A 12,360-nucleotide genomic window follows, 5' to 3' on the forward strand; every position below is an offset into this window, starting at 1 on the left:
TACGAGCGGCGACCGCCCCCAACCCTACCGGCCCATATGTACGAGGGTCAGTGCTCAGGTGACTCAACGGGCGCTGAAGTGACCAGTTCTGTCAGTACGCCATGGCAATCCTTCGGGTGCAGGAAGGTGATCCGTGACCCCATGGAGCCGCGTCGCGGCTCTTCGTACAGGACGCGGACGCCCTTGCCCTGGATGTCGGCGGCCTCCCCGTCGACGTCCGCCGTGCCGAAGGCGATGTGGTGGACGCCCTCCCCGTTCTTCGCCAGCCACTTCGCGACGGTGGAGTCCTCCCGCGTCGGCTCCAGAAGCTGCAGGTACGAGGCCCCGCCGTCGGACGTATCGTTGATCTTGAGCATGGCCTCGCGTACGCCCTGCTCCTCGTTGATCTCGGAGTGGAACACCTCGAAGCCGTAGGTGGCCCGATAGAACTCGACGGTCTTGTCGAGGTCGAAACAGGCGATCCCGATGTGGTCGATTCGCGTCAGCATGAATTCAGTGCAGCGCTCCGGAGGTGGTTACGCAACGTGCGCGCGATCACACCGACAGCCGGATGACGGAATGTGCTACCGCTCAGTACATTCGAAGTAAACCCTCGTTCACTCCTCGGCCTGTGCGGGCCGGTAAGGGGATCGCAGCTCATGACTGGATCGAACAGCACGACCTCGGTGATCGTCGCGGGCGCCAGGACGCCCATGGGACGGTTGCTGGGCTCGCTGAAGTCCTTCTCCGGAGCCGACCTCGGCGGCTTCGCGATCAAGGCCGCCCTCGACCGTGCGGGGATCGACGGCGACCAGGTGCAGTACGTCATCATGGGCCAGGTGCTCCAGGCCGGGGCAGGGCAGATCCCGGCACGTCAGGCCGCCGTCAAGGCCGGCATTCCGATGAACGTCCCAGCGCTCACCATCAACAAGGTGTGTCTGTCCGGCCTCGACGCCATCGCGCTCGCCGACCAGTTGATCCGTGCGGGTGAGTTCGACGTGATCGTCGCGGGCGGCCAGGAGTCCATGACCAACGCGCCCCACCTGCTGCCGAAGTCCCGCGCGGGCTTCAAGTACGGCGCGATCGAGATGCTCGACGCGATGGCGCACGACGGTCTCACGGACGCCTTCGAGAACATCGCCATGGGCGAGTCCACGGAGAAGCACAACACCCGTCTGGGCATCGCCCGCCCGGAGCAGGACGAGTTCTCGGCCCTGTCCCACCAGCGGGCCGCCGCCGCCCAGAAGAACGGCCTGTTCGAGGCGGAGATCGCCCCGGTGGAGATCCCGCAGCGCAAGGGCGAGCCGGTCGTCTTCAGCGAGGACGAGGGCATCCGCGCCGAGACCACGGCCGAATCGCTGGGTAAGCTGCGCCCGGCGTTCGCGAAGGACGGCACGATCACCGCGGGGTCGGCCTCGCAGATCTCCGACGGCGCCGCCGCGGTCGTCGTGATGAGCAAGACCAAGGCGCAGGAGCTCGGCCTGGAGTGGATCGCCGAGATCGGCGCCCACGGCAACGTCGCCGGGCCGGACAACTCCCTCCAGTCCCAGCCGTCCAACGCCATCCTGCACGCCCTCAAGAAGGAGGGCCTGGAGGTCTCCGACCTCGACCTGATCGAGATCAACGAGGCCTTCGCGGCGGTCGCGGTGCAGTCAATGAAGGACCTCGGAGTGTCCACGGAAAGGGTGAATGTCAACGGCGGCGCCATCGCCCTCGGCCACCCGATCGGCATGTCCGGCGCACGCCTCGTGCTGCACCTGGCCCTGGAGCTGAAGCGGCGCGGCGGTGGCGTGGGCGCGGCGGCGCTGTGCGGCGGCGGCGGGCAGGGTGACGCGCTGGTGGTGCGGGTCCCGAAGCCCTGAAGTACGTCGTACGTCCCTAGTGGAACGGAGCTGTGATGCAGGACGTCTCCTCGCTGGTCGCCCAGGCCAGGGAAGGCCGGCCGCGGGCCGTGGCCCGGCTGATCTCCCTGGTGGAGGGGGCGTCCCCGCAGCTCAGGGAGGTCATGGCGACACTGGCCCCGCTGACGGGCGGGGCGTACGTGGTGGGGCTGACGGGTTCGCCGGGCGTGGGCAAGTCCACGTCGACCTCCGCGCTGGTGACGGCGTACCGCAAGCAGGGCAGGCGGGTCGGTGTGCTGGCCGTCGACCCGTCCTCACCGTTCTCCGGCGGAGCGCTGCTCGGCGACCGCGTCCGCATGTCCGACCACGCCTCCGACCCCGGCGTCTACATCCGCTCGATGGCGACCCGCGGCCACCTCGGCGGCCTCGCCTGGGCGGCCCCGCAGGCGATCCGGGTGCTGGACGCGGCAGGCTGCGACGTGATCCTGGTCGAGACGGTCGGCGTGGGCCAGTCGGAGGTCGAGATCGCGTCCCAGGCCGACACCTCGGTGGTGCTGCTGGCGCCGGGGATGGGCGACGGCATCCAGGCCGCCAAGGCCGGAATCCTGGAGATCGGCGATGTGTACGTCGTCAACAAGGCCGACCGTGACGGCGCCGACGCGACCGCTCGCGAACTGAACCACATGCTCGGCCTGGGCGAGGCCCGAGGCCCCGGCGACTGGCGCCCACCCATCGTCAAGACGGTCGCCGCCCGCGGCGAGGGCATCGAGGAGGTCGTCGAGGCGCTGGACAAGCACCGTGCCTGGATGGAGGAACGGGGTGTCCTCGCGGAACGCCGGCGCGCCCGCGCGGCGCGCGAGGTGGAGGCCATCGCGGTCACCGCACTGCGGGAACGCATCGCGGACCTGCACGGGGACCGGCGCCTCGGCGCGCTGGCCGAGAAGATCGTCGCCGGAGACTTGGATCCGTACCGGGCGGCGGACGAACTGGTGGCGGGGCTGACGGAGGGCTGAACGCCGAAACGCCGGACGGGCTGGTTCTCCAGCCCGTCCGGCGCGTTCGCGAACGATCATTTCAGTCGTCGTCACGGTCGTCGCTGTCGGCGTTGGAGCCGGCGTCGTCGTCCGCCCGGTCCGCGGTGACCTTGCCGCTGTTCAGGCCGACGTTCCACTCCTGCTCGGCCTTGCCGGAGCTCTGCGTCTCCACGTCCCAGCTCTGGGACGTGCCGGAAGTGCCGTCCTCATCGAGGTCCACCGACGTCACGGTGCCCTTGCCGGCCGCGGCCTTCGCGGCCTCCGACGCCGTCACGGACGACCCCTTCAGTGCGGCCCGTACCTGGGCGGTGTCGTCCTCGCGCTCGCTGTGGGAGCCGAGGACCTTGCCGTCGGCGGGGTCGATCCGCACGCTGTGCCAGGTGTTGTCGGCGGCGAGCACGTCGACCTCCCACGCGGCCGGCCCCCTGTCGTCACCGTCCTGGTCGTCCAGCTCGGCGGAGACGGCGGTGCCCGGCGACTGCCGCAGCGCGGAGGCGATGGCGTCGGCGGCCGTCACCTTCGCGGAGGCGGCCCGCGCCGAGTCGTCGTCCGTCGAGGCCGCGTCGTCGTCCCGCGCGTCGTCACCCGAGACCCTCACGTCCGCCGCCTGCCGCGCCGTACCCGAGCCGTCGCCGTCGCCGCTCACCGCGAGGGCCGTGGCCGTCCCGCCACCGACCAGTGCGGCGGCTGTCACAGCGGCGATCACGATGTTGCGCTTCATGAGGATTCCTCCAGAGTCGTACGGCTTCGCGCCGATTGCGTTCGCTTTCGACGTTCACCACCATCACCGACCGACGCTGAGAGGAACCTGAAACCGTTCCTAAAGACTGAGCGGGAGTGGGTCCTGTTGCCAGAACTCGTGCTCAGCCGGGTGTCCCGAACGGTGTTGGGCACCCTGGTCGCCCGCTTTCGCTCCACGGTCCGGCGGCGCGCATCCGGTGCGCGGTCCGGGGATGTGGGGGCGGGTTTCCTCACGCCGTCGGGTCTGCGGTCGGGCCTGGGCGGTCCGATGCCCCGCACCATCACTCTGGTGCTGCGGGGGCGGTGCCGTCCTCCCCCAGTGCCTTAAGGGCCTGGGAGGTGCCCCCAGCCTGATCGGGTGTCCGAGGGCGCGTCGCCCGACCGCGATGCTCGCCGCATCGTGCCGGGACATTGTGCGAGTCGGTGTGGTCAGTGGTTTCTGCCAGTGCTGGGCACCCCACCGGGAGGTGTAGGCGGGGTCGACCGCAACGATCGCGATGTCCAGTTCGGCGGCCATCGACACCAGCCGCGCTTTCAGTTTCGCGGTGGGGAAGCGGGAGAGCAGGCGGCGGAAACGCTTGTTGCGGCCGTGCTTCTCGCGGCTTGTGCCCTCGCGGAAGTCGAGGTCTTCGATGGCGATCGCGGCTGCCCCGGTGCGGCGCGTGTAGTGGAGCAGCCGGGTCAGGGCGTGCCGGATCTGCGCGTCCCGGTGCGCGGCGGTGCCGGTCAGGTCGTAGAAGAACCGCTGCGGCTCGCCGACCGGGTTGCCGTGCACATCCAGGCGCCAGCAGGCGAGGTGGTCGTCGTTCATGTCCACCCCCACCACCCCGCGCGCCAGCGCCGCGTCCAGCGGCAGAACCGGGGCGATGGCGCGCTGCCACGAGGCGGTCACGTACCAGCGGCCGCGTGCCACATCGTGGTGGATGCGGTAGGCGACCGCGCGGTTGGCGGTGATCCGGTCCCGCCACTCCTCACCCCGGTGCTTGAACGCCACGGTCGCGTCCAGCAGATACCGGCCGTGCGACGCGTTGGCCAGATGGGCCAGTGGTGCGGGGAGCTTGATGGAGAGCTGTCCGGTGTCGGTGATGCGGATGGTCTCGTTGCCGAAGCGTTTGCCGGACTCTCCGTCGGCCGACAGGAACATCCGCTCCGCCCGCCACCGCTGTCGCCACTTCGCTTCGTCCAGTCCGGCCGTCTCCAGGTGGTGGCGGGTGTGGGCGAGGCGTTTGCCGCCGCGCACCACCCGCACCCGGCCCGCTGCCCAGTCCGCCTCCACTCTCGCGAGGCGGTCCTTCAGGGTGTGCAGGCGGCGGGACTTGGCATGCCACTCACTGCGCGTGGCATACCCGCGCACCAGCCCCGCCCGCTTGTCCGCCTTCGCGCCCAGCGGCCGGCCCAGCCGCGCCTCCACCGACGCGATCTGCCGCCGCAGCCAGGCCATGTGGGCGGCCTGCCCACGCCTCGCCAGCGCCCACTGGTCATGCGTGGCCTTGGTGATACTGCCCGCCCAACGCGCCGACGACCTCCCCGTCAACTCCCGCTTGCGCACCGCCCACCCGGCCGCATCATGCGCCAGCCCCTGCCGTGAGCGCTCCGCGAGATCACCCGCCAACAGCGAACCCAGGAACATCCCCACCTCTGCGAGGACCGCCGCGTCCGACTCGCTCACCCGCAGCCGGTCCCGCACCGCCACCCCAGCCGGGCCGGGCACCACGAAGGACGCCGCCAACTCCCGCAGTCCACCCACCCGTTCACCCCCACCCGGCCGAAGACCCCATCACCGCAGTCAACGACCACCACCCACAAAGGTCACCCATTCGACCCAAGAACTCCCGTTCCCCACAGGTGGGCGAAGCTCAGAACACCCCTTGGCAGCAGAGAACACCCCCAGCGCACCGCGGAGGACCGGACCCACACATCCGGCCTCGGCACTCACTCACACTCACCCGAGCTCACTCCTGCTTACTACTCCGCCAGCAGCTCCGAACCCCCTGAAGAGATCTTCAGCTTCACCCTGCGAACCTTGACCCCATGCGCCTGTTGATCGTGGAGGACGAAAAGCGGCTGGCCCTGTCGCTCGCCAAGGGGCTGACCGCCGAGGGGTACGCCGTCGATGTCGTTCACGACGGCCGGGAGGGCCTGCACCGCGCCACCGAGCAGCCGTACGACCTCCTGATCCTCGACATCATGCTGCCGGGGCTCAACGGCTACCGCGTCTGCGCCGCCCTGCGCGCCGCCGGTCACGACGTGCCGATCCTGATGCTCACCGCCAAGGACGGCGAGTACGACGAGGCGGAGGGTCTGGACACGGGCGCCGACGACTACCTCACCAAGCCGTTCTCGTACGTCGTCCTCGTCGCCCGCATCAAGGCGCTGCTCCGGCGACGCGGCCAGGGCGCCGGCGCCTCACCCGTGCACGTCCACGGCGACCTCAAGGTGGACACCGCCGCCCACCGCGTCTTCCTCGGGGAGGACGAGGTCGCCCTGACGGCGAAGGAGTTCTCCGTCCTGGAGCAACTGGTGCTGCGGGCCGGCGAGGTGGTGTCCAAGTCCCAGATACTGGAGCACGTCTGGGACTTCGCCTACGACGGCGATCCGAACATCGTCGAGGTCTACATCAGCACCCTGCGGCGCAAGCTGCGCGCCGGCCTCATCCGGACCGTCCGCGGCGCGGGCTACCGGCTGGAGGCGGAGCGATGAGACGCCTGTTCGGCTCCGTCCGGTCCCGGGCCACCCTCGCCTCCACGCTCGTCGTGGCCGTGGCGCTGGTCGCCGCCGGGGCCGCCGTCCTGCTGTCCCTGCGCTCCAACCTCATGGGTCAGGCCGGCACCCAGGCGGAGCACACCGCGCGCTCGGTCGCCACCGACCTGTCCCTCGGGAAGACCACCGGGCATCTGGACCTGGACCACGACGAGGAGCCGGTCCAGGTCGTCGACGAGAACGGGAAGCTCCTGGCGGTCTCCAAGGACCTGGAGCGGATCAGCGGCACGGCCACCGACGCGGTGAAGCTTTCTACGACGAAGCCCGCCGCGACCGGCGACCAGAGCGACGAGGACGCGGACGACGACGACTCCGACGCCGCCGAGCCCCTCGAACCGGGCGACATCGACGACAGGACCACCTTCACCAACGGTTCGGCGACCATCGACCATGAGATCGCCGACTACCGCTTCGCCGCCGTCCAGGTGGAGACCGAGAAGGCGGGCACGCTCACCGTCTACGCCGGCGCCCCCCTCTCCGCCGAACAGGGCGCCGTGCGCACCGCGCTGACCGTCATGCTGATCGGCTTCCCGCTGCTGCTCGCCGTCGTCGCGGCGGTGACCTGGCTGGTCACCCGGCGCGCCCTGCGCCCCGTCGAGGGCATCCGCGGCGAGATGGCCGCGATCACCGCCTCCGAGGACCTCGCACGCCGCGTACCGGTGCCGGACACGCACGACGAGGTCGCCCGCCTCGCCCGCACCACCAACGAGACGCTGGCCGCCCTGGAGAGCTCCGTGGAGCGCCAGCGCCGGTTCGTCGCCGACGCCTCCCACGAGCTGCGCAGCCCGATCGCGTCCCTGCGCACCCAGCTCGAGGTGGGCGCCGCCCACCCCGAGCTGCTGGACGTGGCGGGAGCGGTCGAGGACACCGTACGACTGCAACGCCTCGCCGCCGACCTGTTGCTGCTCGCCCGGCTGGACGCGGGGGAGCGGCCCGCGGCCGACGCGCGGTTCGACCTCGCCGCACTGGCGCGGGAGGAGGCCGACGGGCGCGCGGGCGTGACGGTCGAGGCGCCGGAGGGCGTGACCGTGGCGGGGTCGCGGGGCCAGATGGGGCGGCTGCTCACCAACCTGCTGGACAACGCCGGGCGGCACGCCCGCTCGGCCGTCCGGGTGAATGTGCGGCGCGCGGGGGAGTGGGCGCTGGTCGAGGTCGCCGACGACGGTGACGGGGTGCCGGCGGGCGACCGGGAGCGGATCTTCGAGCGGTTCGTACGGCTCGACGCCGCCCGCAGCCGCGACGACGGCGGTGCGGGGCTCGGTCTCGCCATCGCCCGGGACGTCGCCGTGCGGCACGGCGGAACCCTCACGGTCGGTGACGCGCCGGCAGGCGGAGCCCAGTTCGAACTCCGCCTGCCGGCGATCGCCTAGGGGGCGACCCGAACGAGACTCCCTATGTCGTCGGACTCGTCCTCAGGGTCGTCCCCGCTGCCCGCGGAGGTGTTCCGCGATGGGCTTCAGGCCCTTGTCGAGTTCCGTCAGGGAGTCGGGGGACAGCAGATCGATGAAGTGCCTCCGCACGGACGCCACATGATGGGGCGCGACCTTCTTCATCGTCTCCAGGCCCGTCTCGGTGAGAACGGCGTACAGACCTCGGCGGTCCGACTCGCAGTTCTCGCGCCGCACGAGATCCGCGTTCTCCATGCGGGTGATCTGGTGGGAAAGGCGGCTCTTGGACTGGAGGGTGGCGGACGCGAGGTCGCTCATCCGCATCCGTACGCCCTCCGACTCGGAGAGATTCACGAGGATCTCGTAGTCGTTCATTGTCAGGCCGAACGGCTGCAGGTCCTTTTCGAGCTGGTACGTCAACAGTCTGTTGACCTCCAGGTGGGTGCGCCAGGCGCACTGCTCCGCATCCGTCAGCCAGCGTGTGGCCGTCTCGGTCTCCATAAATGAAGTCTACCTAAAAAGTTGAAAGGCGAACTAGTGAGGGTGGCGGTGACATCGGCGCGCACACGTTCGACGTCACACTCCGCAGACTACCGCTCACAGCCCGAAGCGACGCTGGAGGTCCCCCAGCTGTCCGGGAAGACGCGGTGCGCCCGCCTGCTGTCCGGGGCCCGCGGGGCCCCCGCCACCGCCGGGTACTCCCGCCTGCTGCGGAACCGCCCCGGTGGCCTGCTCGGCCATGAGTGCCTCGGACGACTGGAGGAGGACCGTGCCGGCCCCGACGAACTCGAACTGGTGCTCCTCCCCGGAGGCCCCGCCGAGACCCGTCATCGCACGTAGACCGCCCATCAGGCCGGTCATGTAGCCGTGGTCGTAGTGATGGCACGGAGAGGGGCAGTCGGCCCAGCCGACGAGTGCCTGCGGGTCCACCCGGATCGGCGGTTCCATGAACACCACGGGGCCGTTGGAGGCCGCCACGAACTTTCCGGTTCCGATGAGTGTCAGAAAACCTGGCACGATCGACTGTTTGAGCGCGAGAGTTGGCTGAAAAGCGAGCAGGTTGCCTGAGCGAATGGTCAGGTTGCCGTTCTCCAGGTCGAAGGAGTTCACGTCGAAGGCCCGGTCGGCGAGGAGCATCTTGCCCGAGCCCTCCGCCACCACCCAGTCACTGGCGTGCAGAGGCGAATGGAAGGACGTACGGACAAGGCGGTCAAGTCGCCCGTGCCCGATGCCGTTGAAGTCCATCGAGCCGTAGTAGGCGATCATCTTCCCCTTCTGCAGGAACCACTGGCTCCCCTTGAGCTCCACGCAGAAGGTGTAGTTGTTGACGTTGTCGTCGGACGGCAGCGTCATCGGGTCGAAGACCGTCGGGCCGCCGCCCGGAGCCCCGTACATGCTCACAGTTTCTCCTCCGAGGCCTGGACGTACACCGCGCCGTTGCCGCTGAGCTCCAGCTGGAACGCCTCGCCGGAGCCGCGGCCCACCATGTCCCGCCAGCCCAGGGCGGTGGACAGCTTGTTGCGTACGTCGCCGTGGTGGGCGACGTACGCCTGCGGGTCGACATGGACCGGGCGCTGCGGGGTGATGGGGACCTCGATGACTCCGCCGTGTGCCATCACCGCGACGGCGCCGTGCCCGCGCAGGGTGGTCGTGAACAGCCCCTGGCCGGTGGCCTGGCCGCGGACCATGCCCATGACGCCGCCCTGGGAGCCCATGAACATCGTGCCCTGCTCCAGCGTGCCCTCGAAGGCGAGCAACCGGTCCGCCTCCACATAGAGGGTGTCGCCGGTCATGGTGATCACCTGGACGTGGTGGCCGCCGTGCCCGAACAGCACGGTGCCACTGCCCTCGACCGACATCAGCGGCGTCGCCTCGTTGGCCACCCGGCGGCCGATCATCGACATGACCCCGCCCTGGCCGCCCTGGATGTTCGGGGTGAAGGACACCTCGCCCTGGTAGGCGAGCATGGCCCCGCGCTGACTGAACAGCCGCTGCCCGGGCAGGACGGTCGCCTCGACCATCTTGGAGTTGATCTCACGCAAGGCCATGTCACACATCCCCCGCGATCGTGTTCCGCTCGCTCGGCTGGACGTACACCAGGCCGTCCCCCTCGAAGCGGACCTGGAAGGCCTCGCCGCCGCCCTCGCCCATGAACGTCCGGAACGTCACACCGGACTGGAAGGACTGCCGCAGGTTCCCCTGGTGCGCGACGTACGCCCCCGGGTCCACGGTCAGCGGATACTGCTGGCTCACCCGGAGCACGACCGCCGGCCCGTCCGACATGATCGCGGCCTGACCGTGCCCCTCGATCGTCGTCGTGAACAGCCCGTTGCCCTGGGTGGCACCGCGCATACCGGTGAACGACGTGCCGGTCCTCAGGCCCGAGTCGGTCGCGAGCAGATTGCTCGACTCCACGTACAGCTTGTCGCCCTGGAGGGCGACGAGGTTGATCTCCGAGGCCCGGTCCGCGAACCAGCACGTCCCGTGCCCCTTCACCTCCATCAGTGTCATCTGCTCGCCGGTGATCCGCCGGGTCACCATCCCCCGCAGGCCCTCACCGCCGCCGCTGAGCTTCTTGAAGTCCATCTGACCGTCGTACGCGACCATCGAGCCGTTCTTCGCCTTCACGGCGTCCCCGGTCATGTCGACGGCGAGCACCTTGCTGCCTTGAAGTCGGAACATCGCCACGCAGCGAAGGTAGCGGCCGCGAGGCTCCGCCGACAGGGCCTGCGGGAGGAGTGCCCCCTGATCGCAACCTGAGCACTCCTCGGGGCGTCGCAAAAGCGGTCCTCCCACCCCCGGCACGGTGACCGCACGGATGTTTGCCACAATGGGCGGACGTTTGTGCCCGTATTCACAAGCCGTCCGACATCTCTCCCACCGAAGGTGACCTGTGGACATCAAGACCGCCACCGCCCTGCGCCGTCTCCGCCTGGTCTCGGCCCCCGAGGCGATCTCCTTCCTGCTCCTCCTCGTCTGCTCGGTGCTGAAGCGGACCACGGACTTCAACGCGGTCCCCGTGATGGGCATGATCCACGGCGTCCTCTTCATCCTGTACGTGATCTTCTGGGCGGACGCCTGGAACCGCACCAAGTGGCCCCTGAAGACCGGCGCCCTCTACTTCGTCCTCTCCGTGCTGCCCACCGGTGGCTTCTTCGCCGAGCGCAAGCTGCGCCGCGAGGCGGAGGACGCGGTCATCGCCTCCCGCGCCCGCCAGGCGAAGGACGGGACCGTGAACGCATGATCGTCGCCTTCTCCGTGACACCGCTGGGTGTCGGCGAGGACGTGGGTGCCTACGTGGCCGAGGCCGTGCGCGTCGTCCGCGCATCCGGCCTGCCGAACCGGACCGACGCCATGTTCACCTCCGTCGAGGGGGAGTGGGACGAGGTCATGGACGTCGTCAGGCGGGCCGTGGCCGCGGTGGAGGCACGGGCACCACGCGTCTCGCTGGTCCTCAAGGCCGACATCCGCCCCGCAGTGACGGACGGCCTCACGTCCAAGGTGGAGACCGTCGAGCGGCATCTCGCCGAGTGACCCACGCACGGTGAGCAGGTCCCGTCGAGGACGCGGGCACGACGGGGCCCCTCGGCGTGCGGTGTCGGGGTGCTCGGTACGGTCTGCCGCGCGCCGCCGGCCCCGGAGGTCCGGCGGACCGAGGGGCGAGACGGGGCTGACCGCCATGTGACCGGCCGGTAAGGTCTGGGTCGTGCCGAAGCCGCTCAGCCTTCCCTTCGACCCCATCGCCCGTGCCGACGAACTCTGGAAGCAGCGCTGGGGAAACGTGCCGTCCATGTCCGCGATCACCTCGATCATGCGGGCGCAGCAGATCCTGCTCGCCGAGGTCGACGCGGTCGTCAAGCCGTACGGACTGACGTTCGCGCGGTACGAGGCGCTGGTGCTGCTCACCTTCTCCAAGGCCGGCGAGCTGCCGATGTCGAAGATCGGTGAGCGGCTCATGGTGCACCCCACGTCGGTGACGAACACCGTCGACCGCCTGGTGCGGTCGGGTCTGGTGTCCAGGCGCCCCAACCCCAACGACGGGCGCGGCACGCTCGCCACCATCACCGACAAGGGCCGCGAGGTCGTCGACGCGGCCACCCGCGACCTGATGGCGATGGACTTCGGGCTCGGGGTGTACGACGCGGAGGAGTGCGGCGAGATCTTCGCGATGCTCCGGCCGCTGCGGGTCTCCGCGAGCGACTTCGACGAGGACTGACCCGGGGCAAGATCTCCCGGAGTGCGTGGTTACGCTCGTACGCATGAAAAAGAGCGTGCTGACCCGCTATCGCGTCATGGCCTACGTCACCGGTGTGCTGCTGGTCCTGCTGACCCTCGGCGTGATCGCCAAGTACCTGCTCGACCTGGACGGCGCCGACGGCTTCACCCGTGTCGTGGGCATCGCGCACGGCTGGCTGTACGTCGTCTACCTGGTCTTCGCGTTCGACCTGGGCTCGAAGGCGAAGTGGCCGGTCGCCAAGCAGCTGTGGGTGCTGCTGGCCGGGACCATCCCCACGGCCGCCTTCTTCGTGGAGCGCAAGGTCACCCGCGAGCTGGAGACGAAGATCGCCGACGACGCTCCGGTGACCGCCAAGGCGTAACCCGCCCCGCCGTACGACA

Annotated in this window: 15 protein-coding genes; 8 read left to right on the plus strand and 7 right to left on the minus strand. The window is 69.8% G+C overall.

Going from position 1 to position 12,360, the window contains the following annotated elements:
- Positions 1-47: 47 nt before the first annotated feature.
- A complete protein-coding gene (gene mce / locus OHA64_RS32665; RefSeq protein WP_405619236.1) occupies positions 48-488 on the minus strand; it encodes a methylmalonyl-CoA epimerase in 441 nt (146 codons plus the stop codon).
- Positions 489-638: 150 nt separating this feature from the next.
- Here mce and OHA64_RS32670 point away from each other — a divergent pair, with 150 nt between their 5' ends.
- Together OHA64_RS32670 and meaB are read left to right on the plus strand one after the other, a co-directional pair.
- Complete coding sequence (locus OHA64_RS32670; RefSeq protein WP_405619238.1) at positions 639-1,841, plus strand: acetyl-CoA C-acetyltransferase; 1,203 nt, start codon at positions 639-641, stop codon at positions 1,839-1,841.
- Between the two features lie 35 nt (positions 1,842-1,876).
- Positions 1,877-2,833, plus strand: a complete 957-nt coding sequence (meaB, locus tag OHA64_RS32675; RefSeq protein ID WP_405619240.1) for a methylmalonyl Co-A mutase-associated GTPase MeaB — start codon at positions 1,877-1,879, stop codon at positions 2,831-2,833.
- A 61-nt stretch (positions 2,834-2,894) separates the two neighbouring features.
- Here meaB and OHA64_RS32680 read toward each other — a convergent pair whose 3' ends face one another.
- Positions 2,895-3,575 carry a PepSY domain-containing protein gene (locus OHA64_RS32680; protein WP_405619242.1) on the minus strand — a complete coding sequence of 227 codons (681 nt, stop codon included), beginning with the start codon at positions 3,573-3,575 and terminating at the stop codon, positions 2,895-2,897.
- A 99-nt stretch (positions 3,576-3,674) separates the two neighbouring features.
- Positions 3,675-5,342 (minus strand): IS200/IS605 family accessory protein TnpB-related protein, encoded by a 1,668-nt coding sequence (locus tag OHA64_RS32685; protein ID WP_405619244.1) that lies wholly within the window; start codon positions 5,340-5,342, stop codon positions 3,675-3,677.
- 284 nt (positions 5,343-5,626) lie between these two features.
- Here OHA64_RS32685 and OHA64_RS32690 point away from each other — a divergent pair, with 284 nt between their 5' ends.
- Together OHA64_RS32690 and OHA64_RS32695 are read left to right on the plus strand one after the other, a co-directional pair.
- Positions 5,627-6,295 carry a response regulator transcription factor gene (locus OHA64_RS32690; protein ID WP_405619246.1) on the plus strand — a complete coding sequence of 223 codons (669 nt, stop codon included), beginning with the start codon at positions 5,627-5,629 and terminating at the stop codon, positions 6,293-6,295.
- On the plus strand, positions 6,292-7,725 hold the full coding sequence (locus OHA64_RS32695; RefSeq protein WP_405619248.1) for a sensor histidine kinase: 1,434 nt from the start codon (positions 6,292-6,294) through the stop codon (positions 7,723-7,725). Before OHA64_RS32690 ends, OHA64_RS32695 begins: the two co-directional genes overlap by 4 nt.
- Positions 7,726-7,767: 42 nt before the next feature.
- On the opposite strand, the gene OHA64_RS32700 is transcribed toward OHA64_RS32695, so the two are convergent.
- The 4 genes from OHA64_RS32700 to OHA64_RS32715 all read right to left on the minus strand — a co-directional run bounded on the left by OHA64_RS32700 (position 7,768) and on the right by OHA64_RS32715 (position 10,425).
- Positions 7,768-8,244, minus strand: a complete 477-nt coding sequence (locus OHA64_RS32700) for a MarR family winged helix-turn-helix transcriptional regulator (RefSeq protein ID WP_405619250.1) — start codon at positions 8,242-8,244, stop codon at positions 7,768-7,770.
- A 96-nt stretch (positions 8,245-8,340) separates the two neighbouring features.
- On the minus strand, positions 8,341-9,138 hold the full coding sequence (locus OHA64_RS32705) for an AIM24 family protein (RefSeq protein WP_405624215.1): 798 nt from the start codon (positions 9,136-9,138) through the stop codon (positions 8,341-8,343).
- A 2-nt stretch (positions 9,139-9,140) separates the two neighbouring features.
- Complete coding sequence (locus tag OHA64_RS32710; protein WP_405619252.1) at positions 9,141-9,791, minus strand: AIM24 family protein; 651 nt, start codon at positions 9,789-9,791, stop codon at positions 9,141-9,143.
- Between the two features lies 1 nt (position 9,792).
- Positions 9,793-10,425: an AIM24 family protein gene (locus OHA64_RS32715; protein ID WP_405624216.1), complete on the minus strand. Its 633-nt coding sequence runs from the start codon at positions 10,423-10,425 to the stop codon at positions 9,793-9,795.
- A gap of 211 nt (positions 10,426-10,636) precedes the next feature.
- Between OHA64_RS32715 and OHA64_RS32720 the strand changes: the two genes are divergently transcribed.
- From OHA64_RS32720 to OHA64_RS32735, 4 genes are all read left to right on the plus strand, one after another.
- Positions 10,637-10,987 (plus strand): DUF3817 domain-containing protein, encoded by a 351-nt coding sequence (locus OHA64_RS32720; RefSeq protein ID WP_405619254.1) that lies wholly within the window; start codon positions 10,637-10,639, stop codon positions 10,985-10,987.
- Entirely contained in the window at positions 10,984-11,277 is a 294-nt protein-coding gene (locus OHA64_RS32725; RefSeq protein ID WP_405619256.1) for an MTH1187 family thiamine-binding protein, read from the plus strand. Before OHA64_RS32720 ends, OHA64_RS32725 begins: the two co-directional genes overlap by 4 nt.
- Positions 11,278-11,449: 172 nt before the next feature.
- Positions 11,450-11,959 carry a MarR family winged helix-turn-helix transcriptional regulator gene (locus OHA64_RS32730; RefSeq protein ID WP_405619258.1) on the plus strand — a complete coding sequence of 170 codons (510 nt, stop codon included), beginning with the start codon at positions 11,450-11,452 and terminating at the stop codon, positions 11,957-11,959.
- Between the two features lie 43 nt (positions 11,960-12,002).
- The gene (locus OHA64_RS32735) at positions 12,003-12,341 is read left to right on the plus strand and encodes a DUF3817 domain-containing protein (protein ID WP_362446547.1); all 339 of its coding nucleotides are present in this window, start codon (positions 12,003-12,005) and stop codon (positions 12,339-12,341) included.
- The last annotated feature ends 19 nt before the right edge of the window (positions 12,342-12,360 follow it).

It is taken from the genome of Streptomyces sp. NBC_00076, assembly GCF_045041235.1.
Classification (GTDB): domain Bacteria; phylum Actinomycetota; class Actinomycetes; order Streptomycetales; family Streptomycetaceae; genus Streptomyces.